This window comes from Streptomyces sp. NPDC001100 (assembly GCF_053598575.1).
On the sequence record NZ_JBSFKO010000018.1, the window covers coordinates 44,043 to 68,362 of the forward strand.

Sequence of the window (24,320 nt, forward strand, 5' to 3'; positions counted from 1 at the left end):
GGCCTGGTCAGATCGGCAGCAACCGCCCCACCAGCGCGCTGAGTTGCTTCGCGTTCCGGCACTCGTGCATCTCGACCAGTTCCGCGTAGCCCGGCGCGGCCGAGTCCCCGGTGCCCCACTGGGGGCGCTGCTCGGGGTTCAACCAGTAGACGCGGCGGGCCCGTTGGGCGATGTGCCGGACGGCCGGGAGATTCGGGTCGCTCATGTTGGTGCGGGCGTCGCCGAGGACGAACACGGTCGTGCGCGGGCCGACCGCGTCGCCGTAGCGCTCGGCGAACTCGCCCAGGGCGACGCCGTAGTCGCTGCTTCCGTGCCAGCCGGTGAGGGTGGCCTCGGCGCGGATGCGGGCGCCCAGGCCCTCGGGGTCGGCCGTGCCGTGCGCGAGCAGCGGAGTCACCTCGTCGAGGCGGTTGACGAAGGCGAACACGCGGACCTTGCTGAACTGGTCGTGCAGCGCCTGCACCAGCAGCATCGTGAAGTCGGAGAAGCCCGACACCGAGCCCGACACATCGCACAGCAGCACCAGTTCGGGCCGGACCGGCCGCCGCCTGCGCAGCACCGGTCGCATCGGCACCCCGCCCGTGGACAGCGAACCGCGCAGAGTGCGGCGCAGGTCGATCGTGCCCCGGGAGGCGCGCCGCCGGCGGGCGGCGAGACGCGTGGCCAGTTTCCGGGCCAGCGGCTGAACCGCCCTGCGCAGCTCGGCCAGTTGGGCCCGGCCGGCGAACAGGAAGTCGACGCGGTCCGCCGTCGGCGCCACCGCTCGCCGGGCGATCTCGTCCCGGCCGCGCCGCTCGGCGACCCGGCGCCGCGCCTCCCCGGCGACCTGCCGCCGGAAGCCCTCGATGCGCTGCCGGATCTCCTCGTCGAGCAGCCGGTCGGTGAATCCGGTGTCCCCGCCCTGCGCCCGGATGCTCGTGCGCACCCGGGCCAGCAGGGTCTGCGGGCGCAGCCACTCCAGGGTCTGGTGCGAGGACCAGCCGTCCGTCGTGGGGGAGTTGCCGTAGCCGCCGAAACCGTCGACGGCCTCCGCCGCCAACTGCCCCATCAGGGCCCGGTCGTTGGCGGTCAGCGCCGCCGCGAGCCGGTCGCGGAGGTCGTCGCGGCCGGTGGGGCCGCCCCGCGGCGCTCCGATGCCGCGCGGGAAGTAGAGGTCGAAGACCGGGTCGAACACCGGGCGTTGGGCGGTCCCGTGCAGCAGTGTCGCGGCCAGTCCCTCGCGCAGCAGCTCGCGGTCCGTGAACCCGAGCGCCTCCATCGCCAGCGCCGCGTCGACGGTCTCGCCGGTCCCGATCCGCAGACCGTGCGCGCGCAGCGCCGCGACGAGGCCCGTCAGCCGTTCGGCGACATCGGCGGCGGTCACACCGCGTCCAGGTCGAGCTTCGCTGCCGCCCTGAGGATGTCGTCCTGGTGCTTGAGGAGCACGCCCAGGGTGTCCCGTACGACCGTCTCGTCGAGGGTGTCGGCGCCGAGGGCCAGGAGGGTGCGGGCCCAGTCGATGGTCTCGGCCACCGACGGCACCTTCCGCAGCTCCATCTCGCGCAGCGCCCCGACCACCCGGACCACCGACTCGGCCAGCGTCTCGCCGAGCCCGGGCACCTTCAGCCGTACGATCCGGCGCTCCAACTCCTCGTCGGGGAAGCCGATATGGAGGAACAGGCAGCGGCGGCGCAGCGCCTCGGAGAGTTCGCGGCTGGCGTTCGAGGTGAGGACCACGAAGGGGCGGCGGGTGGCGGTGATGGTCCCCAACTCCGGGACGGTGACCTGGAAGTCGCTGAGCACCTCCAGCAGCAGGCCCTCCACCTCGACGTCCGCCTTGTCGGTCTCGTCGATCAGCAGGACCTTCGGGGCGTCGCCGCGGATCGCCGTGAGCAGCGGGCGGGGGAGCAGGAACTCCTCGCTGAAGATGTCGGTGCGGGTCTCGTCCCAGCTCTCGTCGCGGCCCGCGCTGATGCGCAGCAGCTGCTTGGCGTGGTTCCACTCGTACAGCGCCCGGGACTCGTCGACGCCCTCGTAGCACTGGAGCCGGACCAGCTCCGCCCCGGCGACCTCGGCGACGGCCTTCGCCAGTTCCGTCTTGCCGACACCGGCCGGCCCCTCGACGAGGAGCGGCTTGCCGAGGCGGTCGGCGAGGAACACGGTCGTGGCGACGGCGGGCGAGGCCAGATAGCCGGTCTCGGCGAGGCGCGCGGCGACTTCGTCGACGGAACGGAACAACGGGGCCTCCGGCGGATCGAGGGCGGTGGGTCAAGGGCGGTGCATCGATGTCCAGCTACCTGTCTAAGCGCTTGTTCACCTCCACTGTCACCCGCGATCGGGTCGCCGCGCAAGCGTGTAAACCGATCGGTTTCCCCTCTGCCTCCGGCGCGGTAACCTCGGAGTATGGCCACGACGGGCAAGGCGTCCCCCCGAGACCGGCTGCTCGACGCGGCGGCCGAGCTCTTCTACCGCGACGGCGCCTCCATCGGCGTCGAGGCGCTGTGCCGGTCCGCCGGAGTCTCGAAGCGGTCGATGTACCAGCTCTTCGACAGCAAGGACGAGGTCCTGGCCGCGAGCCTGGAGCGTCGCGCCCCCGGCTACGCGGCGCGGCTCATGCCCGGCCCGGACGACGCCGGTACGCCACGCGAGCGGATCCTGTACGTCTTCGAGCAGGCGGAGAAGGCCTCGACCGCGCCCGAGTACATGGGCTGCCCGTTTCTCGCCGCACTGGTCGAGCTGAAGAATCCCGAGCATCCGGCGAGCGTGGTGGCCCGCGCAGCGAAAGAGTCGTTGCAGGACGCGTTCCGGGATCAGGCGGAGCTGGGTGGCGCACGTGGTCCGGCGCTGTTGGCACGCCAGTTGATGCTGATCTTCGACGGGGCGAGCGCCCGCGCCGGAGCGAGGCTGGAGGTGCTGGACGGGCTCACCCTGGAGACGGTGACGGTACTGCTGGACGCGGCCGGCGTCGCCTGAGCACCCGGTCAGGTTGTCGACCGTCCGCGGCGCCGCCGTGACCGGTCGCGCAGTTCCCCGCGCCCCTTCAGGGCGTGCAGAACGGGGCAGCCGCCGTAGCGACTGCCCCTGACCCGTCCGGCAGGACTCACGCGGCCAGTGCCACCGACTCCACCGCCGGTGTGCGCAGCACCCGCCGTGCCGTCAGCAGGCTCGTGCCCAGCGTCACCGTCGCCGCCACCGCGACGACGGCCAGCCAGATCCCGAGGCCCTGGTGCGGCAGCACCGAGTCCGTGCGGACCATGGTGAACGGGATGATCCCCGCCAGCGCGGCCACCGTGCCGGCCAGCACTCCGGCGACCGTGAGGATCGCCGTCTCGGTGCCCACCGTGCGCAGCACCTGTCCTGGTGTCGCACCTGCCAGGCGCTGCCCGCCGAACTCCCGGGCGCGGTAAGTCGTCGCCGCGTACAGCGAGTTGACCAGCATCACGCAGACGAAGACCACGATGATGCCGACGACCGTGAAGTTGAGCGTCTCCAGGTTCTTCGCGTCCACCGACTTCGTGAGCCCGGAAGCCTTCACCGCGTCGCTCTCCACCGCCTGCATGTAGAGCGTCGCCGTGGACACCGCCGTGAACAGGATCAGCGACATCAGGATCCCGGCCAGCCGGTCGGCCCGCTCACGCAGATTGCGTACGGCCAACCAGCCGCTCGCGCCCGCCAGTTCGAGCCGGTCCAGCAGCCCCTTCAGCAGTCGCGGAGCCAGCAGCGCCAGGCCGACCGACAGCAGGATCGCCCCGTACGCCGGTGCCGCCATCAGCGCCGCGTCCGTCGAGGAGAACGCGAAGGTCGCCGACACCGACACCACACCCGCGACCAGTGCGCCGTACGCGAGCAACATCCTTGCCCGGCCGGGCTGTTGACGCCCGCGCGTCGCCCGCCGTACGGCCAGGAACGCGGCGCCCGCCGACGCGAGCAGGGTGATGCCGAGGCCGGACTGGAGGGCGTAGGGCCCGAAGGAGTAGTCGACGGACCCCGCCACCTGGCCGCTGTCCTGGAACACCCCGAGCAGTGCCCGTCCGCCGAGCATCGCCGGACCGACGGCGAGGAGCGCGCCCAGCAGGGCGACGGCCACCGCCTCACCCACCACCATCCGCCTGAGCTGAGCCGGGGTCGCCCCCGAGCAGCGCAGGGTCTCCAACTCCCTTGACCGCTGACGCACGTTGACGGTCAGCGTCGAGGCGACGGCGAAGAACACCAGCAGGGTGCCGTAACCGCCGACGACACTCGCCGACGTGGACAGCGTCTCGGCGCTCACCGGGTCGATGCCGGGCTGTGCCGCCGTGTCGTGCAGCGAGTCGAACGTCATGATGATCGCCGCGCCGAGGAACGCGGCCAGCAGTGTCGCCAGGAACCGCCCCGGCCGCTGACGGATCGAACGCATCGCCAGTACGAACATCGCTCACACCCCCACCGTCATGTCGTCGCCCAGGTGCGCCAGCCGCTCGGCGACCGCGTCGACGGTCGGCGCGTACATCCGGCCGGCGATGCGGCCGTCCGCGAGGAACACCACCGAGTCGGCGTACGAGGCCGCGACCGGGTCGTGCGTCACCATCACCACGGTCCGCCCGTGCACCCGCACCGCCTCCCGCAACAGCAGCAGCACGTCCCGCGCGCTGCGCGTGTCCAGGGCGCCGGTCGGTTCGTCCGCGAAGATGACCCGGGGTTCGGTGACCAGCGCGCGGGCGATCGCGACCCGCTGCCGCTGACCACCGGAGAGCTGGTCGGGACGGTGGCCGAGCCGGTCCCCGAGACCGACCGCCGTCAGCACCTCCCGGGCCCGCCCACGGTCGACGCGCCGGCCGGCCAGCTTCAGCGGCAGCACGGTGTTCTGCGCCACGGTGAGGGTGTCGAGCAGGTTGTACTGCTGGAACACGAACCCGATCCGCCCCCGCCGGAACCTCGTCAGCTCGGCCTCGCTCCCGCCCGTCATCTCGACGCCGTCGACCATCACGATCCCGCTGTCCGGCCGGTCGAGGCCCGCCGCACACTGCAACAGCGTCGACTTGCCGGACCCCGAAGGCCCCATCACCGCGGTGAAGGTGCCGCGCTCCAGGCTCAGCGTGACCCCGTCCAGCGCGGCCACGGCACTGTCGTCGTGGCCGTAGGTCCTACTGACCTTGACCAGCCGCAGCGCCTCGGCGGCGGGTCCCTTGTCGTGCGTCCGTCGTGCGGTGCGAAACATCGCCATCACCCTCCGTGCGGCACGCCCTGTGCCTCGACGACGACGCTACGGAGAGGGCGCGACGCGCACATTGGGCGCAGAACCCGTATCGAGGGGTGTACTCAGCGACACCCCGTACGGGTCACCAGAACGAGCCGACCCGGGGGCCCACCCGATGCAATGGTGAGGTGACCGCGCCCCCGGACGACTGCCTCGCCCGCAACGAGTGGATCTGCGGCGAGTATCTGAGCACCCGCCGCCACATCCTCCTCGACGCGGTCGGCCAGCACCTCCAACTGACCGCGATCTCCGTGCTCATCGGTCTGGCCCTCGCCCTGCCCCTCGCGGTGCTGGCCCGCCGCTGGGGCTGGGCCGCGGGACCGGTCCTCGCCGTGACGACGATCCTCTACACGATCCCGTCCCTGGCGATGTTCTCCCTGCTCCTGCCCGTCTACGGCCTCTCGGCCAGCCTGGTCGTCGCAGGACTGGTCCTCTACTCCCTCACCCTGCTCGTCCGCAACATCCTCGCGGGCCTGCGCGCCGTACCCGAGGAGACCCGACAGGCCGCACGCGGCATGGGCTACGGCCCGATCCGCCTCCTCCTCACCGTGGAACTGCCCCTCGCGCTCCCCGCCGCGATGGCCGGCCTGCGCATCGCCACCGTCTCGGCGGTCTCGCTCGTGACGGTCGGCGCGATCGTCGGTTTCGGCGGACTCGGCAACCTCATCTACGCGGGCATGAACACCTACTTCAAGGCACAGGTGCTCACCGCGTCCGTGCTGTGCGTGGTGATCGCGATCGTCGCCGACCTGCTCCTGCTGCTCGTGCAACGCCTCATCACCCCCTGGACCAGGGCGGCGCGCGGATGAACACCCTCACCGACGCCTGGCAGTGGCTCACCGACCCCGCGCACTGGTCGGGCGACGACGGCATCTGGCACCGGCTCGCACAACACCTCGTCCTCACGGTGGTCTGCCTGGTCATCAGCTGCCTGATCGCACTGCCCATCGCGCTCGTCCTCGGCCACCTCGGCAAGGGCGGCGCGCTCGCCGTCAACATCTCCAACATCGGGCGTGCGGTGCCCACCTTCGCCGTCCTGGTGCTGCTGCTCCTCACCCCGATCGGCAAGTGGGGCGAGGGGCCCACGGTCGTCGCCCTCGTCCTGTTCGCCGTACCGCCGCTGCTCACCAACGCGTACGTCGGCATGCGCGAGGTCGACCGCGATGTGGTGCGGGCCGCGCGCGGCATGGGAATGACGGGCCGTCAGATGCTGTTCCGCGTCGAACTTCCGCTCTCGCTGCCGCTGTTGATGAACGGCGTACGGATCGCCGCCGTCCAACTCGTCGCGACCGCCACCATCGCCGCACTGGCGGGCGGCGGCGGACTCGGCCGCATCATCACCGCCGGATTCAACCTCGCCAACACCGCACAGGTGGTCGCCGGAGCGGTCCTCGTGGCGGTGTTCGCGCTGCTCGTCGAGGGCGTCTTCGAGGTCGCGGAGCGACTGGCGCCCCGCTGGGCGAGGGGCGCGCGATGAGGCGGCACACCGTCGCGGCCGTCCTGCTCCTGGCGGCCACCGGCTGCTCGACCGGACCCTCCCTGGAGAACCAGGGCACCGTCACCGCACCACCCGGCGACAGCCACCACCTCACCATCGGCTCGGCCGGATTCACCGAGAGCGACCTGCTCGCCCAGATGTACGCGTTGCTGCTGAACCGGGCCGGCTACAAGACGTCCCTGCTCACCGTCGCCAACCGCGAACTCTACGAACCCGCCCTGGAATCGGGGCAGATCGACGTCGTCCCCGAGTACGCGGCCACCTTCGCCGACTGGCTCAACGCCAAGACCAACGGCCCCGACGCCCCGGCCGTCGGCTCACCCGACCTCGCCACCACCATGAAGGCACTGCGCCAACTCGCCACGCCTCGGGGCCTCACGATCCTCGACCCCGGGAAAGCCGTCGACCAGAACGCCTTCGCCGTGGCCCGCTCGTACGCCCGCGAGCACCACCTCAGGACCCTCAGCGACCTCGGCGCCTCGGGACTGAAGGTGCGGCTCGCGGCGGGCGACGAATGCGTCCAACGGCCTTACTGTGAACCGGGGTTGAAGAATACCTACGGCATCGACATCACCGCCGTCGACCCGAAGGGCGTCGGCACGACCCAGGCCAAGAGCGCGGTGCAGAGCGGTCAGGACCAGATGGTGCTGACCACGACCACCGACGCCACCCTCGACGAGTTCGGCCTCGTCCTCCTCGCCGACGACAAGCACCTCCAGAACGCCGACTACGTCGTCCCGGTCGTCAACCGCTCCCGTGCGGGGAGCCCCGGCGTGACCAAGGCGCTGGGGAAGCTCAACGACGTTCTTACTACGGCGGATCTGGCATCGATGAATCAACAGGTCGACAGCTGGCGGCGGTTGGCGCAGGACGTGGCACGGAGGTATCTCAAGGACAAGGGTCTGTTGAAGTGAGGCTCGGGGGATTGTCAGTGGTGGGTTGTAGCTTTCGGGCATGGGCGTATACCTGGTTGATGTCGGTGCGGAGGAGTGGCTGAGTGAGGACACAGGGGAAGGGGGGATGGGCGCGATCGCGAAGGGGCTCGACGCGGAGCTGGCCCGGCGCGGGCTGCCGCCTTACGCGTCCGTGCCCGAGCGGGACTTCGGGTCGGCGTTCGAGGAGAAGCTGAGCCCGTCCATGTTCGGGTTCGACGCACTGTGCCGCAGCCAACTGGCCCCGGCGGAGCGGGAGTTGATCGGCGACTGGTCGGTGCTGGTGCCGGTCTCGCTCGACGAGCCGATACGGCTGCCGATCAGCTCCGCGTACACGGACGAGACGGTGATCGCGGGGGCACCTCAAGTGCTCGCCGTCGCCGAGCGCCTGGCGGCGGCCCTCGAACTGCCCGTCGAGATACCGGAGGTGTCCGGGAACCTCGCCCTCACCTTCTGGTTCCTGGAGGGCGAGGCCGAGGAGTTCGCCGCTGCCGCCCCCGGCCGCTGGAGCGAGGATCTGGACACGGCCTTCTACGTCTCCCTGTATCTGCGTGCGGCCCAGCACTCGCTACGGCGGGGCTGTCCCCTCACCTACAGCTGACCCGCCGAGCGACCCTCACGCGTCGGCCACCGAGTCGAAGTCCACCTGCCCGCGCGGCACTCCGAGGGCGTCCGCGTCCACGGAGCGCCGCAAGGCCTCGTGCAGCTTCGCCGGAGTCAGCACACCGAGGAAGCGCGCCCCGTCCAGCACGGCGACCCACCCGGCGTCGTGCTGGAGCATCACACCGAAGGCCTGCTTCAGCGGGGCGCCCACCGGCACCCACGCGTTCATCCGGTGCGCGCGTTCGCCGACCGTGCCGCCGGCCGTGAGTTCGTCGGCCCTGACCCACCCCTGCAGTTCACCCTGCTCGTCGAGGACCACGGCCCACCGCGCGCCCTCGACCCGCAGTCGTTCGGCTGCCGCCTGCGCGGGCTCGTCGGCCCGGGCGACCGGCGGCTGCTCCAGGTCGTCGGGTTCGATCGCGGTGACGGACAGCCGCTTCAGCCCCCGGTCCGCGCCCACGAACGACGCGACATATGGCGTCGCCGGCCTGCCGAGCACCGCGCCCGGGGTGTCGTACTGCTCGATCCGCCCCTGCCCGTACACGGCGATACGGTCACCGAGCCGTACCGCCTCCTCGATGTCGTGCGTGACCAGCAGCACCGTCTTGCGCACAGTGGCCTGCATCCGCAGGAACTCGTCCTGCAACTGCTCCCGCACCACGGGGTCGACGGCGCCGAACGGTTCGTCCATCAGCAGCACCGGCGGATCGGCGGCCAGTGCCCGCGCCACCCCGACCCGCTGCCGCTGACCGCCCGACAACTGCTCCGGGTAGCGCGGCCCGTACGTCTTCGGGTCCAGGCCCACCAGATCGAGCAGCTCGGCGGCCCGTGCCCGCGCCTTCGCCCGCTTCCAGCCGACCAGGGACGGCACGGTCGCCGTGTTGTCGAGCACCGTGCGGTGCGGGAAGAGTCCGACCTGCTGGATGACGTATCCGATACGGCGGCGCAGCTGCACCGGGTCGACGGAGGCGATGTCCTCGCCGTTCACGAGGATCCGGCCGGAGGTCGGCTCGATCAGCCGGTTGACCATCATCATGGTCGTCGTCTTGCCGCACCCGGACGGGCCCACGAGCGTGACGAGTTCACCCTCGGACACCTCGAAGGACAGCCCGTCCACGGCCGTCGTACCGTCCGGATACCGCTTGCCGACCTGCTCGAACCGGATCATGACCTCACGCTAACGGCGCCGGTCCGACACCGCCCATCAACGGGGGCCTACTGGCTGGTGAGGTGCTCGCTCCGGTTTTGAAATGTTTCAAATCCAGTGCTGCCAGGGATGTGGACACCCGCCCTTAACCCCACTATTTTCGACCAGCGAGCCGACTGAACCGATACAACTCCACCTCTCGGCGGGCCGAAGGGACAGGGCATGAACGACGGAGTCGCCGTTTCCGGCACCACGGTGTCGGGCCTCACGGTGGAGCACCGCACCGACCCGCTCGGCGTGGACGCGGAACACCCGAGGTTCGGGTGGCGCATGGCATCCGCAGAGCGTGGCCGGCGGCAGACCGCGTACCGCATCCAGGTCGCCTCCTCACCCGCGCACCTGACCGACGACCGGGCCGACGTCTGGGACACCGGTCGCGTCGACTCGGCGGACTCGGTCGCGATCCGCTACGCGGGTCCTCAACTCCACGCCTCGACCCGCTACCACTGGACGGTGACGCTGTGGGACGAACGCGGCCGAGGCACCCGAGCCACCGCCTCCTTCGAGACCGGTCTCCTCAGCGCCGACGGAGTCACCGGCTGGGACGGCGCGCGGTGGATCGGCATGGCCGGCAAGCGGCCGAACAGCGCGGGTGCGCCCCTGCTGCGCCGGCAGACCGCACTGACCGGCGAGCGGGTGAGCGAGGCCCGGCTGTACGTGTCCGCACTCGGCGTGTACGAGGCCTACGTCAACGGCCGCCGGGTCGCGGTGCCGCACGGCGACGGCACGACCCATGAACTCCTGACCCCCGGCTGGACCAACTACGAGACCACCGTCGACTACTTCACCTACGACGTCACCGACCTGCTGACGGACCCGTCACAGGACCCGTCACAGGTCACCCTCGCGGCCGTGCTCGGCAACGGCTGGTACAACAGCCGCATCTCCGAGAACACCCCCTACTACTCGGCCGACGGCAACTCCCTTGCCCTGAAGGCGAAACTCCTCGTCCGCTACACCGACGGCTCCACCCAGACGATCGTCACCGCACCCGACGACGCCTGGCGGGCCACCGACACCGGCCCCTACCGCGCCGACGACATCTACGACGGCCAGACCTACGACGCCCGCCGGGAACTCCCGGGCTGGACGGCCAACGGCTTCGACACCACCGGCTGGTCCGCCGTGCAGGAGCACAACCACCCGTTCCCCGAAGCCCGGTTGGTCGCTCATACCGGCGAGAGCGCCCGCCTGGTGCCGAGTTGGGACCGCAAGCCGTGCTCGGTCACCGTCTACACCGGTGCCACCGACGAGGAGGGCAGCGCGAACGGCCGCGGCCGGATCGTCGTCGACCCCGCCCGCACGGTCACCGATCCCGGCCCGGCGGCCACCGTCTCGGTCACCCTGCACCCCGGCGACACCGCCGTCATCGACCTCGGCCAGAACCTCGTCGGCGTGCCCCGCTACACAGTGTGCGGCCCGGCGGGCGCCCAAGTGGTCTGCGAACCGGGGGAGATGCTCAACGACGACAGCGCGGGGGCCGACGGACCCGCCGGCTCGGTCTACCGGGCCAACCTGCGCACCGCCCGCGCCACCAGCACCTACGTCCTCAAGGGCGACCCGGCCGGCGAGACCCACGAGGACTCGCTGACCTTCTACGGCTTCCGCTATGTCTCCGTCACCACGACCGACACCGTGACCCTGACCGCACTCACGGGCAGGGTCGCCACCTCCGCCCTCCGTGACATCGGCACCGTCACCACCGACGACACCGACGTCAACCAGCTGATCAGCAACGTCCGTTGGGGCCAGCGCGGCAACTACCTCTGGATCCCCACCGACTGCCCCCAGCGCGACGAACGCCTCGGCTGGACCGGCGACACCCAGCTCTTCGCCAACACCGGCCTCTACAACGCCGATTCGGTCGCCTTCCTCAGCCACTTCCAGGACACCCTGATCGACTCACAGCGCCGCTACGGCGCGGACGGCGCCCAGTTCCCCTGGGTCGCCCCCGGCCACCGCTACAGCCAGCCGCTCCCGGCGAGCGGCTGGGCGGACTGCGGCGTGGTCGTGCCCTGGACGGTGTGGCAGATGACCGGCGACACCACGATCATCGACCGCGGTTGGGCGGCGATGACCAAGTACGTCGACTGGATCCGGCAGCGCACCGGCGACACCTACGCCGGCCAGGGCGCGATCTTCGGCGACTGGCTCGCCTTCCAGATCACCAGCACCCAGCTCATCAGCGACGCCTACTACGGTTACAGCGCCCGCCTGATGGCCGACATGGCCCACGCCACCGGCCGTACCGCCGAAGCCGCCGCCCACGAGGAGCTCTTCAGCCGCATCAAGCGGGCCTTCATCACCAAGTACCTTGCGACAGACCCCGGTTCGGGCCGGCTCACCGTCCGCTCCAGCCTCGGCGACCCGCCGCCGTACACACCCGGCAACAGCGCGGGCAAGACCGAGGACGACACCCAGACCGCCCTGCTCTGGATCCTCAAACTCGGCTTCTACGACACGGAGGACCAGCACCGCCAACTGGTCGCCCTGCTCGCCGACAACATCGGCAACAGCGAGGCCTACAAGGCGGCCCACCCCGACAGCACCCGCGTGCAGTACGCGGAGAACACACTCTCCGTCGGCTTCCTCGGCGTGAACGTCGTCGCGCCCGTCCTCACCGACGAGGGCCGCGTCGACCTCGCGTACCGGCTCCTCCACCAGAACGCGATGCCGTCCTGGCTCTACTCGGTGGCGAACGGCGCCACCACCGTCTGGGAGCGCTGGAACTCGTACTCCAGGGCAGACGGTTTCGGCCCGGTCGACATGAACTCCTTCAACCACTACTCCTACGGCGCGATCATGGAGTGGATGTACGAGAGCATGGCCGGCATCGCCAAGGACCCGGCCCACCCGGGCTTCCGTCACTTCCTCCTCCGGCCGCACCTCGACCCCACCGGCAGGATCACCCGGGTGACCGGATCGCATCTCTCGCCCTACGGCGAGATCGTCAGCGAATGGGCCGTGCGGGAGGGGGAGTTGACGTACCGGGCGGTCGTCCCCGCCAACAGCACAGCTACCCTGCGCATCCCCGCCGCCGACCCGGCCACCGTCCGCGAGCACGGCACACCCCTCGCCGAGGCAGAGGGCGTTCAGTTCCTCGGGCTCGCGGACGGCGCCGCCTCATTCGAACTCCCTTCGGGGAGCTACGAGTTGACCTCCGCGCTCGGCTGATCGCTCACCAGCACCACCTCCAGGGTGCGCGGCCCGTGCACCCCCTCGACCCGGTCCAGCTCGATGTCGCTGGTCGCCGACGGACCGGAGATCCAGGTCAACGGGCGGGTCGGGTCGAGGCGTTGGAGCGCCTGGGGCACCGAGGAGACCACCTGGTCCGGTACCCGTACGACACAGATGTGGTGGTCGGGGACGAGCGTGATCCGGCGGCGGCCCTGGTCGGGGCCGCCGTCCAGGACGATGGTGCCGGTCTCGGCGGCGGCCACCGCGCACGCGGTGACCACACTGTCGATCCGGTCCAGCTCGTGCGGGGTGTTGTCAGCCCGGTCCGCGATCTGCTCGACGTCGGCGGCCGCGAGCCAGGAGGGCGCCAGACCCTGCGGCACGACGACCGTCCTCGAACCCCGCCCGGCGAGCAACCCGCCGATCGTGGCGGCCAGTTCGGCCTGGGTGCACCGGTGCACGATCGCCCGGTAGTCCGCCAGGTTCTCGGCGAGCAGCTCGACAGTCTGGTCGACGGTCCGGTTCCCGTGCTCCCGCAGATAGTCCCGCTGGACGGCCTGCTCGTACGGCGTGTCGTCCTCGCGCACATCGGTGAGCGCGCGCTGCACGCGGCCCAGAATCCGTTCCCTGCTGCTCACTTGGCACCGTCCTTTCCACCCTGTGTGCGCTGCCACCAGTCGCGGAACGGCTCCGCGGGCACGGCCGGCAGCTCCCGGGTACCGCTCCACGCCCGGCCGGGGCCCGGCAGTGTCCGGGGATGGAAGCGGCGGGTGCGGGAGGCGAGCCGCTGGCCTGCGCGCAGGGCGCCCGGGCGGGCGAACGTCCAGCGCGCCGCCCGCATGGCGGCCCGCTCGGCGGCATGCCCCTTCGCGGGCCGCAGCACGACCCTGTTCCCCTCGCGGGTCACCGGCCCGCCCTCCACGACCCGCTCCCGCAGATGCACCAGCACCTCGGGGATGTCGATGGCGACCGGGCACACCTCGTAGCAGGCGCCGCACAGCGACGAGGCGTACGGCAGCGAGGCGTCGATCTCGCTCGCCGTGCCCCGGAGTTGGGGGCTGAGGATCGCGCCGATCGGGCCCGGGTAGACCGAGCCGTAGGCGTGGCCGCCGGCCCGCTCGTACACCGGGCAGACATTGAGACAGGCCGAGCAGCGGATACAGCGCAGGGCCTGGCGGCCGACCTCGTCGGCGAGGGTGTCGCTGCGGCCGTTGTCGAGCAGCACCAGGTGGAAGACGCGTGGTCCGTCACCGTCGGTCGTACCCGTCCACATGCTGGTGTACGGGTTCATGCGCTCGGCGGTCGAGGAGCGGGGGAGGGTCTGCAGGAACACCTCCAGGTCCTGCCAGGTGGGCACGATCTTCTCGATGCCGACGACCGAGATCAGCGTCTCGGGAAGGGTCAGGCACATCCGGCCGTTGCCCTCGGACTCGACGACGACGAGCGTGCCGGTGTCGGCGACCATGAAGTTGGCACCGGAGACACCCACCTTGGCGCGCAGGAACTTCTCACGGAGGTGCAGGCGCGCGGCCTCGGCGAGTTCGGCCGGAGTGTCGGTCAGGCCCTCCGGTGCCGGGCGGCCCCACTCGCTCATCTCGCGGGCGAAGATCTCCCGGATCTCGCCGCGGTTGCGGTGGATCGCCGGGACCAGGATGTGCGAAGGCCGGTCCTTGCCCAACTGCACGATCAGCTCGGCGAGATCGGTCTCGTAGGCGCGGATGCCCTCCGCCTCCAGGGCCTCGTTGAGCCCGATCTCCTGGGTGGCCATCGACTTGACCTTGACGACCTCCGACTCGCCCGTCTCCTGGACGAGTCGAACGACGATCCGGTTGGCCTCCTCCGCGTCGGCCGCCCAGTGGACGACACCCCCGGCGGCCGTCACCGACTCCTCCAACTGGACCAGATACCGGTCGAGATGACGGAGCGTGTGGTCCTTGATCTGCTTGCCGGCCTCGCGCAACGCGGCCCAGTCCGACACCTCGGCGACGGCCTTGGCGCGTTTGGCACGGATCGTGTGGGTGGCGTGCCGCAGATTGCCGCGCAGGGTCTGGTTGCTGACCGCCTCGTGCGCGGCCACGGGGAAGGCCGGGAACGCGGGCATGCCGACGAACGTGCCGCTCATGAGTGTGAGTCCTCTTCCGTGGCCGCCAGGATCTCGGCGATGTGGACGGGCCGCACATCGGTGTGGAGCCGGGCCATCGTGCCGCCGATGTGCATCAGACAGGAGTTGTCCGCAGCGCACAGCACCTCCGCCCCCGTCGACTCGGCGTTGCGCACCTTGTCGGCGCCCATCGCCGCCGAGACATCGGCGTTCTTCACGGCGAACGTCCCGCCGAAGCCGCAGCACTCGTCGGCACCGGGCAACTCGACCAACTCCAGTCCCTTGACGGCCCGGAGGAGCCTGAGCGGCCGGTCGCCGAGTCCCAGACTGCGCAGCCCGTGGCAGGTGGGGTGATAGGTCACCCGGTGCGGATAGCAGGCGCCCACATCCGTCACCCCGAGCACGTCCACGAGGAACTCGGTCAGCTCGTACGTCTTCGGCACCACCGGCGCGAGCGTGGCCGCGAGGGTGTCCCCGCGCCCCTCCGCCCGGGCCCTTTCCCCCATCCGGGGATACAGCTCCCGCACCATCGCCCCGCATGACCCGGACGGCGTGACGATCGCCTCGTACTCCCCGAAGACATCGGAGAAATGCCGGGCGAGTGGCTCGGCCTCGTGGCGGTAGCCGGTGTTGTAGTGCGCCTGTCCGCAGCAGGTCTGCGCCATCGGGAAGTCGACCTCGACGCCCAGTCTGGTCAGTAGTTTCACCACGGCGCGCCCGGTGTCCGGATACAGCGTGTCGTTGACGCAAGTCAGGAACAGGGCGACACGCATCGCGGCTCCTTAGTGGTCGATCATCGGATGAGTGCAGAGTAGTCGGAGGTCACCGTCCGGGGGAGCCCCCGGCTCAGCACACGGCGAGCCGGAGGCCATTGTCCTCGGGCCCGCATTCACCGCGCGGCGAGCCGGGCCTCCGCGGCCCGCCAGCGGGCGGTGTCGCCCTGCGGTTCGTACCGGGTCGACGGCTGGGTACGGGCGAGCAGTCCCCGCATCCCGGCCAGGTCACCGACGAGCCCGTGGGCCCGCGCCTGAACGAGCACATTACCGAGGGCTGCCGCCTCCGTCGGGCCCGCCACCACCGGCAACCCGCAGGCGTCGGCGGTCAGTTGGCACAGCAGCGCGTTGCGCGTACCGCCCCCGACGATGTGTACGACGTCGACCGGATGACCGGCGAGCACCTGGGCCTCGTCGACCGCTCGCCGATGCGCGAGCGCGAGCGAGTCGAGAATGCAGCGGGTGATCTCGGCCCGGGACTCCGGCACCGGCTGCCCCGAGCCACGGCAGGCATCCGCGATCCGCTCCGGCATCCGCCCCGGCGCCAGAAACACCGCGTCACCCGCGTCCACCACCGACCGCAGCGCCGGCACCCTGGCCGCCCCGCGCAGCAACTCGCCCAACTCCGGCTCGCCCCAGGCCCGTACACACTCCTGAAGCAGCCACAGCCCCATGATGTTGCGCAGATAACGGACGGTGCCGTCGAGCCCCAGCTCATTGGTGAAGTTGGCGGCCCGGCTCGCCTCGGTCAGCACGGGCGCGTCGAGCTCCAGACCGGCCAGGGACCAGGTGCCCGTGCAGATGTAGGCGAACCGTTCCTCGACGGCCGGAACGGCGGCGACGGCGGACGCCGTGTCGTGCGACCCCACTGCCGTCACCGGCACGGGCCCGCTCAGCCCCGTCTCCTCCAGCACCTCGGCCCGCAGCACCCCCGCCGGATCCCCCGGCTGCCGCAGGGGTGCGAACAGCCCGAGGTCGACACCGAGACGCGAGGCGATGTCGTACGACCAGTCGCGGGTCCGGGGGTCGACGAGCTGGGTCGTCGAGGCGTTGGTCAGCTCGGTGCCCTGCTCCCCGGTGAGCCAGTAGGACAGCAGATCGGGGATGAGCAACAGCCGCTCGGCGTGTGCCAGTTGAGCCGTGTCACGCGCCGCCGCCAGCTGGTACAGGGTATTGAAGGGTGCGTACTGCAACCCGGTCGACGCGTACAGCTCGCCCGCCGGAACGGTCGCCCACACCTTCTCGGCGACGCCCTCCGTGCGGGCGTCCCGATAGTGCACCGGATTGCCCAGCAAGGCCCCGTCCGCGTCGAGCAGCCCGTAGTCCACAGCCCAGCTGTCGATACCGACGGAGTCGATCCGCCCGCCGGTGGCCGAGCCCGCCGCCCGGAGCCCGTCGAGGACCCCCGCGTACAGCGCGAGGATGTCCCACCGCAGTCCTTCCGGCGTGCGGACGGGCCGGTTGGGAAAACGGTGGGCCTCCACCAACTCCAGGGAGTCCGGCCCGACACGGCCGACCATGACCCGCCCACTGGACGCGCCGAGGTCGACCGCGGCGTACGCCTTCACGTCGGCGCTCACCGAAGGAAGGCTGCCGCAACGCCGGCGTCGACCGGGACGTGCAGTCCGGTGGTGTGCGTCAAGTCCCCACCCGTGAGGGCGAAGACGGCGTTGGCGACATGCTCCGGCAGCACCTCCCGCTTGAGGATGGTGCGTTGGGCGTAGAACTCGCCGAGCTTCTCCTCCTCGATCCCGTAGGTCGCCGCCCGCTGCGCACCCCAGCCGCCCGCGAAGATGCCCGAACCGCGCACGACACCGTCCGGGTTGATCCCGTTGACCCGGATCCCGTGCTCACCCAACTCGGCGGCGAGCAGCCGTACTTGATGGGCCTGGTCGGCCTTGGTCGCGGAGTAGGCGATGTTGTTGGGCCCGGCGAACACGGCGTTCTTGGAGGCGATGTAGAGGATGTCGCCACCGAGCCCCTGTGCGATCATCGCCCGTGCGGCCTCGCGCGAGACGAGGAACGAACCCCTGGCCATGATGTCGTGCTGCAGATCCCAGTCCCGGGCCGAAGTCTCCAGCAGGGGCTTGGAGATGGAGATCCCCGCGTTGTTGACGACGAGATCGACTCCGCCGAAGGCGAGCAGCGCGGCCTTGAAGGCGGCGGCGATCTGCGCTTCATCGGTCACATCGACAGTCACGGCGACAGCCTTGTCGGGCCCGCCCAACTCCTCCGAAACGGCCTGCGCGCTCTCGGAGTTGAGATCCGCGACGACAACGCACGCGCCCTCGTCGACCAGCCGCCGCGCGATCGCCTTCCCGATCCCGCTACCCGCACCGGTGACGAGTGCGACCCGGGTGGCGAGCGGCTTGGGCTTGGGCATCCGCTGCAACTTGGCCTCTTCCAGGGCCCAGTACTCGATGCGGAACTTCTCCGACTCCTCGATCGGCGCGTACGAGGACACGGCCTCGGCGCCACGCATCACGTTGATGGCGTTGACGTAGAACTCGCCGGCCACGCGCGCCGTCTGCTTGTCCTTGCCGAAGGAGAACATGCCCACGCCCGGGATCAGCACGATCGCCGGGTCGGCGCCGCGCATCGCGGGGGAGTCGGGCACGGCATGCCGCTGGTAGTAGGCGGCGTACTCCTCGCGATAGGCGGAGTGCAGTTCCCTCAGCCGCGCGATCGCCTCGTCGAGCGGGGCGTCGGGCGGCAGGTCGAGAACGAGCGGCCTGACCTTGGTCCGCAGAAAGTGGTCGGGGCACGAGGTCCCGAGCGCCGCGAGCCGGGGATGCTCGGCCCGCGCGAGGAAATCGAGCACGACCTCGGAATCGGTGAAGTGCCCCACCTGAGGCCGGTCCTGGGACGCGACGGCACGGACGTACGGCGCCAGGGCGGCGGCCCGCTCCCGCCGCTCACCGTCGCCCAGCGGACCGTACCCCTCGACGACGGGCCCGAAGGGCTCCGCCTTCCCCCGCTCGGCGAGGAACGCCTCGGCGGTCCGGATGATGTGCAGCGAATTCCGCTCGCACTCCTCGGACGTGGCACCCCACGCGGTGATCCCATGCCCCCCGAGCACACACCCGATGGCCTGCGGATTGGCCTCCTTGACGGCGGCGATGTCCAGCCCCAGCTGGAATCCGGGCCGCCGCCACGGCACCCACACGACGGTGTCCCCGAAACACTCGGCGGTCAGCTTCTCCCCGTCGGCGGCGCAGGCGAGCGCGATCCCGGAGTCCGGGTGCAGATGATCGACGTGCGCCGCGTCCACGAGCCCGTGCATGGCAGTGTCGATCGAGGGGGCCGCGCCCCCCTTGCCGTGCAGGCAGTAGTCGAACGCGGCCACCATCTCGTCCTCGCGGTCCACCCCCGGGTACACGTCGACGAGCGCCCGCATCCGGTCCAGCCGCAACACGGCGAGCCCGCCCTCGGTGAGCGTCCCGAGGTCACCCCCGGACCCCTTCACCCACATCAACTCGACATCACCCCCGGTCACGGGATCGGTGTCGACGCCTTTGGCGGACGCGTTCCCGCCGGCGTAGTTGGTGTTGCGGGGATCAGCGCCAAGCCGATGGGAACGGGCGAGAAGGGCGGCGGCTTCGGGGTGCGGTGCCATGAACTCGGGTCCTTACGTGAGAGAGGGGACTTTCAGGGGCGCGGGGAACTGCGCGACCAGCCACAACGGACCCGCACCCCGCAAACAACCGATCCAGGCAGACGCTTACGCACCCCACCCCGCCTGCTGCCCGCCAACCCGCTCAGCAACGATCCGCTCCTGCCACCCGCTGGAGCGATACGCCGCGATCGGGTCCGGGGCAAGCCCCTGCTCCTCCCGCAGTTCCCGCAGCAACGGCCGTACATCCGTGTTGTACGCGTCCATGATCACGGCATTCGCGCCCAGCACATCACCACCCCGCTGCGCCGCACCCAACGCGTCCCGGTCCACGAGCAGCGCCTTCGCCGTGGCCTCCTGCACATTCATCACCGACCGGATGATCGCCGGAATCTTCGCCTCGATGTTGTGGCACTGATCGAGCATGAACGCCACATCGGCGGTGAACCCCCCGCCCCGGATCACCTCGTACATGATCCGGAACAACTGGAAGGGATCCGCCGCACCCACCATCAGATCGTCGTCGGCGTAGAACCGCGAGTTGAAGTCGAACGCCCCGAGCTTCCCCTCGCGGAGCAGCGTCGCCACGATGAACTCGATATTGGTCCCGGGAGCGTGGTGCCCGGTGTCGACCACGACCTGAGCCTTCGGCCCGAGCTTCAGACAGTGCGCGTACGCCGTCCCCCAGTCGGGCACGTCCGTCGCATAGAAGGCCGGCTCGAAGAACTTGTACTCCAGCAGCATCCGCTGCCCGTCCCCGAGCCGCTCGTACACCGCCGCGAGCGCCTCCGCCAGCCGGTCCTGCCGGGCGGAGAGGTCGTCCTGCCCCGGATAGTTCGTGCCGTCCGCGAACCACAGCTTCAGGTCGGCGGAGCCCGTCGCGTCCATGATGTCGACGCACTCCAGCAGATGGTCGAGCGCCTTGCGCCGCACCGCCGCGTCGGGATGGCAGACGCTGCCGAGCCGGTAGTCGTCGTCCTGGAAGGTGTTGGAGTTGATCGCGCCGAGCTTCAGCCCGTGGTCGTCCGCGAACTTGGCCAGCGCCCCGAAGTCGTCGACCCGGTCCCAGGGAATGTGCAGGGCCACCGTCGGCGCCACGCCCGTGAACTCGTGGACCTTGGCCGCGTCCTCCAGTTTCTCCTGCGGGGTCCGCGGCACACCCTCCTGGGCGAACACCTTGAACCGGGTCCCCGAGTTCCCGTACGCCCACGACGGCGTCTCGACTGCCTGGGTCCTGAGCGCGGCCTTCACCGCGGCGAGATCGGTCACTTGTGGGCTCCTGTGACATGCGACGAAACGATGTGTGTATGAAACGATTCAGAGAGCGAAGTTATGAGCCTCCCGAAGGGGTGTCAAGCCCTACGGCGAAGCCTGTGCTCCGTGACTCCAATGTGACCTTTGGCTATCGAAAGTTTTTCGATGCGGACCCATTGACGTGACAAGGCTGGCGCGCCTAACGTCCCGGCAACCAAGTTGAAACCTTTCACGACGCTGTGACGGCTCCCCGCCGGCGTCGTCGAGGAGCCCCTCATGACCCACCCGTCAGACGCGGGTCCGGCCCCGGTGCTCGCGCTCAAGGGCATCTCCAAGTCCTTCGGCGCGGTACGCGCCCTGCGGGACGTGTCCCTCGAACTGTTCCCCGGTGAGGTGCACGCACTCGCCGGTGAGAACGGCGCGGGCAAGTCCACTCTCATCAAGACCCTCGCCGGTGTGCACCGGCCCGACGCCGGCCAGGTGCTGCTCGACGGCGAACCCGTCCTCTTCCACGGCCCCGGCGACGCCCGCGACGCGGGAATCGCCGTGATCTACCAGGAACCGACCCTCTTTCCCGACCTGTCGATCGCCGAGAACATCTTCATGGGCCGCCAGCCCCGCCGCGCGCTCGGCCGGATCGACCACAAGGCCACGCACGCGGCGACCGCCGAGCTGATGAAGCGGCTCGGCGTGGAGCTGGACCCGGAGCGTCCGGCACGCGGTCTGTCCATCGCGGACCAGCAGATCGTGGAGATCGCCAAGGCGCTCTCCTTCGACGCCCGCGTCCTGATCATGGACGAGCCGACGGCCGCCCTCACCGGCAGCGAGGTGGCCCGCCTCTTCGGCGTGGTCCGCACCCTGCGCGAACAGGGCGCCGCCGTCCTGTTCATCTCGCACCGCCTGGAGGAGATCTTCCAGATCTGCCAACAGGTCACCACCCTCCGCGACGGTGCCTGGATCTCCAGCGAGCCGGTCGAGGGAATGACCGAGGACGATCTCGTACGGCGCATGGTGGGCCGCGATCTCGACGAGCTGTACCCCAAGCAGGACGTCGAACCCGGCGAAGTCGCCCTGAGTGTCAAGCGGTTGACCCGCGAGGGCGTCTTCACCGACGTGTCCTTCGACGTACGGCGCGGGGAGATCGTCGGTCTCGCCGGGCTCGTCGGCGCCGGCCGTACCGAGGTGGCGCGAGCCGTCTTCGGCATCGACCGGTGGGACGCGGGCGGGGTCGAGGTCGACGGCAGGTCGCTGACGAACGGCGCCCCTTCGACCGCGATGGCCGCAGGCCTCGCCCTGGTCCCCGAGGACCGGCGCGCCCAGGGCCTGGTGATGGACATGTCGATCGAGCGGAACATCGGCCTCACCGGCCTGCGTACGACCGTGAAGGCGGGCCTCGTCGACCGGGGTGCCGAGCGCAGCCGTTCCCTCGACTGGGCGGTGAAGCTGCACGTCAAGTACGCGCGGATCGCCGACACCGTCAACACCCTCTCCGGCGGCAACCAGCAGAAGGTCGTCCTCGCCAAGTGGCTCGCCACCGGCCCCAAGGTGCTGATCGTCGACGAGCCGACCCGTGGCATCGATGTCGGCACCAAGGCCGAAGTGCACCGGCTGCTCAGCGAGTTGGCCGCCGACGGTGTCGCCGTCCTGATGATCTCCTCCGATCTGCCCGAGATCCTCGGTATGGCCGACCGCGTGCTGGTGATGCACGAGGGCCGGCTCACCGCAGAGATCCCCCGTTCCGAAGCCACCGAGGAATCCGTGATGGCCGCAGCCACCGGGAGGACCGCCGCATGAACAGGTCCTTCATGACGGCAACCCCGTCGAGCGCAGCTTCCGGGAGGGCCGCCGTATGACGGTCACCGCTCCCAACCCCGCGCCCGCCGCCGAAGTGCCCGAATCGAGCAGCACCCGGCTGGTCGACCGGGTCTTCAAGATGCGCGAACTCGCCATCCTGGTCGTCTTCTTGGTGATGATCGGCATCACCCAGGCGGGCAACAGCGAGTTCCTGTCCGAGCAGGGCATCAAGGACCTGCTGCTGAACGCGACCATCCTGGTCCTGGTCGCCACCGGCCAGTCGCTGGTCGTCATCACCCGCAACGTCGACCTGTCGGTCGGCTCGACCCTCGGCATCACCGCCTTCGCCACCGGCGACTACCTCCACAGCGGCGGCAACGCGGTCGTCGCGATCCTGCTCGCCGTACTCCTCGGCATCGGTCTCGGGCTGGTCAACGGCCTGCTCGTCAGCCTCGGTCAGGTGCCCGCCCTGGTCGTCACGCTCGGCACGCTCTACATCATCCGGGGCGTCGACTCCATCTGGGTCGGCTCACGGCAGATCACGGCCGCCGATCTCCCGGGCGGATTCGTGGACTTCGGCTCCGGCGGCCTCTCGGCGGTGCCCTGGCTGGCGCTGATCGCGCTCGCCGTACTGATCGCCACCGCCTACTACCTCAAACACTTCGGCAGCGGACGGGAGTTGTACGCCCTCGGCTCCAACCCCGAGGCGGCCCGGCTCGCCGGCATCCCCGTCCGCAAGCGGATCCTCGCCGCGTACACCTTCTGCGGCGGACTCGCCGGACTCGCCGGCGCGATGTACCTGGCCCGCTTCGGCAACGTCGACTCCGGCACCGGAACCGGCTACGAACTCACCGTCGTGAGCGCGGTGGTCGTCGGTGGCGTGGTCTTCACCGGCGGCTCCGGCAGCGTCTACGGCGCGGCCCTCGGCGCGCTCCTGCTGACCTCCATCAACAGTGTGCTGCCCGCCCTCGGCGTCAGCTCCGTCTGGGTGCTCGCCATCAACGGCATCCTGCTCATCCTCGCCATCGCCGTCGACCGGATCGTCGCCCTGCGCGTGGCCACCGCACTGAAGAAGAGGAACGCCCGCCATGCCTGAGTCGTTGACGCGCGCGATCCGCTGGGACACGGTCGTCGGCGCCCTCCTCGTCGTCCTGCTCCTGTTCTCCTTCACCTCGGTGGACGGCTTCGGCAACGCGCTGAACCTGTCCTTCCTGATCGGCAACACCCTTCCCATCGCTCTGATCGCGCTCCCGATGACCCTGTTGGTCGTCGCCGGCGAGATCGATCTGTCGGTCGCCTCCACGGCCGGCCTGTCGGGCGCGGTCATGGGCAAACTGTGGAACGACGGCATGGCGATCGAGACGATCATCCCGATCTGCCTGCTGCTGGGCCTGGTCTGCGGACTGGTCAACGGGCTGCTCGTCACCCGCCTCGGACTGCCCTCCCTCGCCGTCACCATCGGCACGCTCGCCGCGTACCGGGGCATCGCGCAGATCGTGCTCGGCTCCAACGCGGTGACCGACTTCCCCACGCAATACCTGGACTTCGCGGCGGGACGCCTCGGCAACACGTTCCTTCCGCGGGCCTTCCTGCCCTTCCTGGTGCTGCTCGTCATCGCCGTCGTGGCGCTGCATGCCACGCCGTTCGGGCGGTCGTTGTTCGCGATCGGGGCGAACGAGGAGGCGGCGCGGTTCGCCGGTATCCGGGTCAAGCGGCAGAAGCTGATCCTGTTCACCGTGACCGGGCTGATGGCCTCACTCACCGGGATCTTCTGGGCGCTGCACTACGCCAGTGCGCGCTACGACAACGCGACCGGGCTCGAACTGTCCGTCGTGGCCGCGGTGTTGCTCGGCGGGATCGACTTCGACGGCGGGAAGGGGACGTTGGGAGGCGCGATCGCGGGTGTCTTTCTGCTGGGGGCGTTGCAGAACGTGATGAGTCTGCTGAATGTCTCCGCGCAGTCGCAGATCGTCGTCACCGGTGTGTTGCTCGTTGTTTCGGTGCTCGGCCCCCGGGTCGCACGCCAGATTGCCATCGCGAGGGCCGCTGCGCGAGCCGTCGGATAGGTCGTTCGAAAGCTGCCGGCCGGCTGTGGCTGGTCGCGCAGTTCCCCGCGCCCCTTCAGGGCGCGTCGTACTCACCTTCGTCAAAAA

General features: G+C 70.3%; 20 protein-coding genes. 9 read left to right on the forward strand and 11 right to left on the reverse strand.

All coding sequences use genetic code 11. The features are described 5' to 3' along the window. Positions 1–7: 7 nt before the first annotated feature. Positions 8–1,363 carry a vWA domain-containing protein gene (locus tag ACWDEW_RS25730; RefSeq protein ID WP_450515353.1) on the reverse strand — a complete coding sequence of 452 codons (1,356 nt, stop codon included), beginning with the start codon at positions 1,361–1,363 and terminating at the stop codon, positions 8–10. Beyond that, positions 1,360–2,217, reverse strand: a complete 858-nt coding sequence (locus ACWDEW_RS25735; protein WP_019068448.1) for an AAA family ATPase — start codon at positions 2,215–2,217, stop codon at positions 1,360–1,362. Before ACWDEW_RS25735 ends, ACWDEW_RS25730 begins: the two co-directional genes overlap by 4 nt. Before the next feature lie 165 nt (positions 2,218–2,382). Between ACWDEW_RS25735 and ACWDEW_RS25740 the strand changes: the two genes are divergently transcribed. Further along, on the forward strand, positions 2,383–2,952 hold the full coding sequence (locus ACWDEW_RS25740; RefSeq protein ID WP_450515355.1) for a TetR/AcrR family transcriptional regulator: 570 nt from the start codon (positions 2,383–2,385) through the stop codon (positions 2,950–2,952). A gap of 127 nt (positions 2,953–3,079) precedes the next feature. Here the strand turns inward: ACWDEW_RS25740 and ACWDEW_RS25745 are convergent, their stop codons facing one another. Continuing rightward, positions 3,080–4,390 (reverse strand): FtsX-like permease family protein, encoded by a 1,311-nt coding sequence (locus ACWDEW_RS25745; protein ID WP_450515357.1) that lies wholly within the window; start codon positions 4,388–4,390, stop codon positions 3,080–3,082. Positions 4,391–4,393: 3 nt separating this feature from the next. Continuing rightward, positions 4,394–5,176, reverse strand: coding sequence for an ABC transporter ATP-binding protein (locus ACWDEW_RS25750; protein ID WP_450515359.1), 783 nt, complete (start codon positions 5,174–5,176; stop codon positions 4,394–4,396). 167 nt (positions 5,177–5,343) lie between these two features. Here ACWDEW_RS25750 and ACWDEW_RS25755 point away from each other — a divergent pair, with 167 nt between their 5' ends. The 4 genes from ACWDEW_RS25755 to ACWDEW_RS25770 are packed head-to-tail and all read left to right on the forward strand — an operon-like array spanning position 5,344 to position 8,246. Next, entirely contained in the window at positions 5,344–6,024 is a 681-nt protein-coding gene (locus tag ACWDEW_RS25755; RefSeq protein ID WP_450515361.1) for an ABC transporter permease, read from the forward strand. Next, complete coding sequence (locus tag ACWDEW_RS25760) at positions 6,021–6,692, forward strand: ABC transporter permease (protein ID WP_450515363.1); 672 nt, start codon at positions 6,021–6,023, stop codon at positions 6,690–6,692. Before ACWDEW_RS25755 ends, ACWDEW_RS25760 begins: the two co-directional genes overlap by 4 nt. Further along, on the forward strand, positions 6,689–7,627 hold the full coding sequence (locus ACWDEW_RS25765) for an ABC transporter substrate-binding protein (protein WP_450515365.1): 939 nt from the start codon (positions 6,689–6,691) through the stop codon (positions 7,625–7,627). The genes ACWDEW_RS25760 and ACWDEW_RS25765 overlap by 4 nt, the downstream gene beginning before the upstream one ends. Before the next feature lie 40 nt (positions 7,628–7,667). Then, positions 7,668–8,246, forward strand: coding sequence for a hypothetical protein (locus ACWDEW_RS25770; protein ID WP_450515367.1), 579 nt, complete (start codon positions 7,668–7,670; stop codon positions 8,244–8,246). Positions 8,247–8,261: 15 nt separating this feature from the next. Here ACWDEW_RS25770 and ACWDEW_RS25775 read toward each other — a convergent pair whose 3' ends face one another. Beyond that, positions 8,262–9,416 (reverse strand): betaine/proline/choline family ABC transporter ATP-binding protein, encoded by a 1,155-nt coding sequence (locus tag ACWDEW_RS25775; protein WP_450515368.1) that lies wholly within the window; start codon positions 9,414–9,416, stop codon positions 8,262–8,264. Positions 9,417–9,617: 201 nt separating this feature from the next. On the opposite strand from ACWDEW_RS25775, the gene ACWDEW_RS25780 reads away from it, so the two are divergent. After that, on the forward strand, positions 9,618–12,629 hold the full coding sequence (locus ACWDEW_RS25780; protein WP_450515370.1) for a family 78 glycoside hydrolase catalytic domain: 3,012 nt from the start codon (positions 9,618–9,620) through the stop codon (positions 12,627–12,629). Here the strand turns inward: ACWDEW_RS25780 and ACWDEW_RS25785 are convergent. From ACWDEW_RS25785 to rhaI, 6 genes are all read right to left on the reverse strand, one after another. Continuing rightward, on the reverse strand, positions 12,602–13,270 hold the full coding sequence (locus ACWDEW_RS25785) for a LutC/YkgG family protein (RefSeq protein WP_450515372.1): 669 nt from the start codon (positions 13,268–13,270) through the stop codon (positions 12,602–12,604). The two genes, ACWDEW_RS25780 and ACWDEW_RS25785, sit on opposite strands and share 28 nt — an antisense overlap. Further along, positions 13,267–14,754, reverse strand: coding sequence for a LutB/LldF family L-lactate oxidation iron-sulfur protein (locus tag ACWDEW_RS25790; RefSeq protein WP_450515374.1), 1,488 nt, complete (start codon positions 14,752–14,754; stop codon positions 13,267–13,269). The genes ACWDEW_RS25785 and ACWDEW_RS25790 overlap by 4 nt, the downstream gene beginning before the upstream one ends. Then, the gene (locus tag ACWDEW_RS25795; RefSeq protein ID WP_450515376.1) at positions 14,751–15,506 is read right to left on the reverse strand and encodes a (Fe-S)-binding protein; all 756 of its coding nucleotides are present in this window, start codon (positions 15,504–15,506) and stop codon (positions 14,751–14,753) included. The genes ACWDEW_RS25790 and ACWDEW_RS25795 overlap by 4 nt, the downstream gene beginning before the upstream one ends. A gap of 116 nt (positions 15,507–15,622) precedes the next feature. Further along, entirely contained in the window at positions 15,623–17,074 is a 1,452-nt protein-coding gene (locus ACWDEW_RS25800; protein WP_450515573.1) for a rhamnulokinase, read from the reverse strand. An 8-nt stretch (positions 17,075–17,082) separates the two neighbouring features. Continuing rightward, on the reverse strand, positions 17,083–19,122 hold the full coding sequence (locus ACWDEW_RS25805) for a bifunctional aldolase/short-chain dehydrogenase (RefSeq protein WP_450515378.1): 2,040 nt from the start codon (positions 19,120–19,122) through the stop codon (positions 17,083–17,085). A gap of 105 nt (positions 19,123–19,227) precedes the next feature. Then, complete coding sequence (gene rhaI, locus ACWDEW_RS25810; protein ID WP_450515380.1) at positions 19,228–20,388, reverse strand: L-rhamnose isomerase; 1,161 nt, start codon at positions 20,386–20,388, stop codon at positions 19,228–19,230. A 261-nt stretch (positions 20,389–20,649) separates the two neighbouring features. Here rhaI and ACWDEW_RS25815 point away from each other — a divergent pair, with 261 nt between their 5' ends. From ACWDEW_RS25815 to ACWDEW_RS25825, 3 genes are read left to right on the forward strand one after another with little or no spacing between them, the layout of a single operon-like run. Beyond that, positions 20,650–22,167, forward strand: a complete 1,518-nt coding sequence (locus tag ACWDEW_RS25815; RefSeq protein ID WP_450515382.1) for a sugar ABC transporter ATP-binding protein — start codon at positions 20,650–20,652, stop codon at positions 22,165–22,167. A 55-nt stretch (positions 22,168–22,222) separates the two neighbouring features. Continuing rightward, positions 22,223–23,263 carry an ABC transporter permease gene (locus ACWDEW_RS25820; protein ID WP_450515384.1) on the forward strand — a complete coding sequence of 347 codons (1,041 nt, stop codon included), beginning with the start codon at positions 22,223–22,225 and terminating at the stop codon, positions 23,261–23,263. After that, entirely contained in the window at positions 23,256–24,233 is a 978-nt protein-coding gene (locus tag ACWDEW_RS25825) for an ABC transporter permease (protein WP_450515386.1), read from the forward strand. The genes ACWDEW_RS25820 and ACWDEW_RS25825 overlap by 8 nt, the downstream gene beginning before the upstream one ends. The last annotated feature ends 87 nt before the right edge of the window (positions 24,234–24,320 follow it).

Excerpts from the sequence above, each read along its gene's own strand:
- ACWDEW_RS25740 (WP_450515355.1), top strand. The coding sequence starts at position 2,383 with ATGGCCACGACGGGCAAGGCGTCCCCCCGAGACCGGCTGCTCGACGCG.
- ACWDEW_RS25745 (WP_450515357.1), bottom strand. The coding sequence starts at position 4,390 with ATGTTCGTACTGGCGATGCGTTCGATCCGTCAGCGGCCGGGGCGGTTC.
- ACWDEW_RS25750 (WP_450515359.1), bottom strand. The coding sequence starts at position 5,176 with ATGTTTCGCACCGCACGACGGACGCACGACAAGGGACCCGCCGCCGAG.
- ACWDEW_RS25760 (WP_450515363.1), top strand. The coding sequence starts at position 6,021 with ATGAACACCCTCACCGACGCCTGGCAGTGGCTCACCGACCCCGCGCAC.
- ACWDEW_RS25765 (WP_450515365.1), top strand. The coding sequence starts at position 6,689 with ATGAGGCGGCACACCGTCGCGGCCGTCCTGCTCCTGGCGGCCACCGGC.
- ACWDEW_RS25770 (WP_450515367.1), top strand. The coding sequence starts at position 7,668 with ATGGGCGTATACCTGGTTGATGTCGGTGCGGAGGAGTGGCTGAGTGAG.
- ACWDEW_RS25775 (WP_450515368.1), bottom strand. The coding sequence starts at position 9,416 with ATGATCCGGTTCGAGCAGGTCGGCAAGCGGTATCCGGACGGTACGACG.
- ACWDEW_RS25780 (WP_450515370.1), top strand. The coding sequence starts at position 9,618 with ATGAACGACGGAGTCGCCGTTTCCGGCACCACGGTGTCGGGCCTCACG.
- ACWDEW_RS25790 (WP_450515374.1), bottom strand. The coding sequence starts at position 14,754 with ATGAGCGGCACGTTCGTCGGCATGCCCGCGTTCCCGGCCTTCCCCGTG.
- ACWDEW_RS25795 (WP_450515376.1), bottom strand. The coding sequence starts at position 15,506 with ATGCGTGTCGCCCTGTTCCTGACTTGCGTCAACGACACGCTGTATCCG.
- ACWDEW_RS25805 (WP_450515378.1), bottom strand. The coding sequence starts at position 19,122 with ATGGCACCGCACCCCGAAGCCGCCGCCCTTCTCGCCCGTTCCCATCGG.
- ACWDEW_RS25815 (WP_450515382.1), top strand. The coding sequence starts at position 20,650 with ATGACCCACCCGTCAGACGCGGGTCCGGCCCCGGTGCTCGCGCTCAAG.
- ACWDEW_RS25820 (WP_450515384.1), top strand. The coding sequence starts at position 22,223 with ATGACGGTCACCGCTCCCAACCCCGCGCCCGCCGCCGAAGTGCCCGAA.
- ACWDEW_RS25825 (WP_450515386.1), top strand. The coding sequence starts at position 23,256 with ATGCCTGAGTCGTTGACGCGCGCGATCCGCTGGGACACGGTCGTCGGC.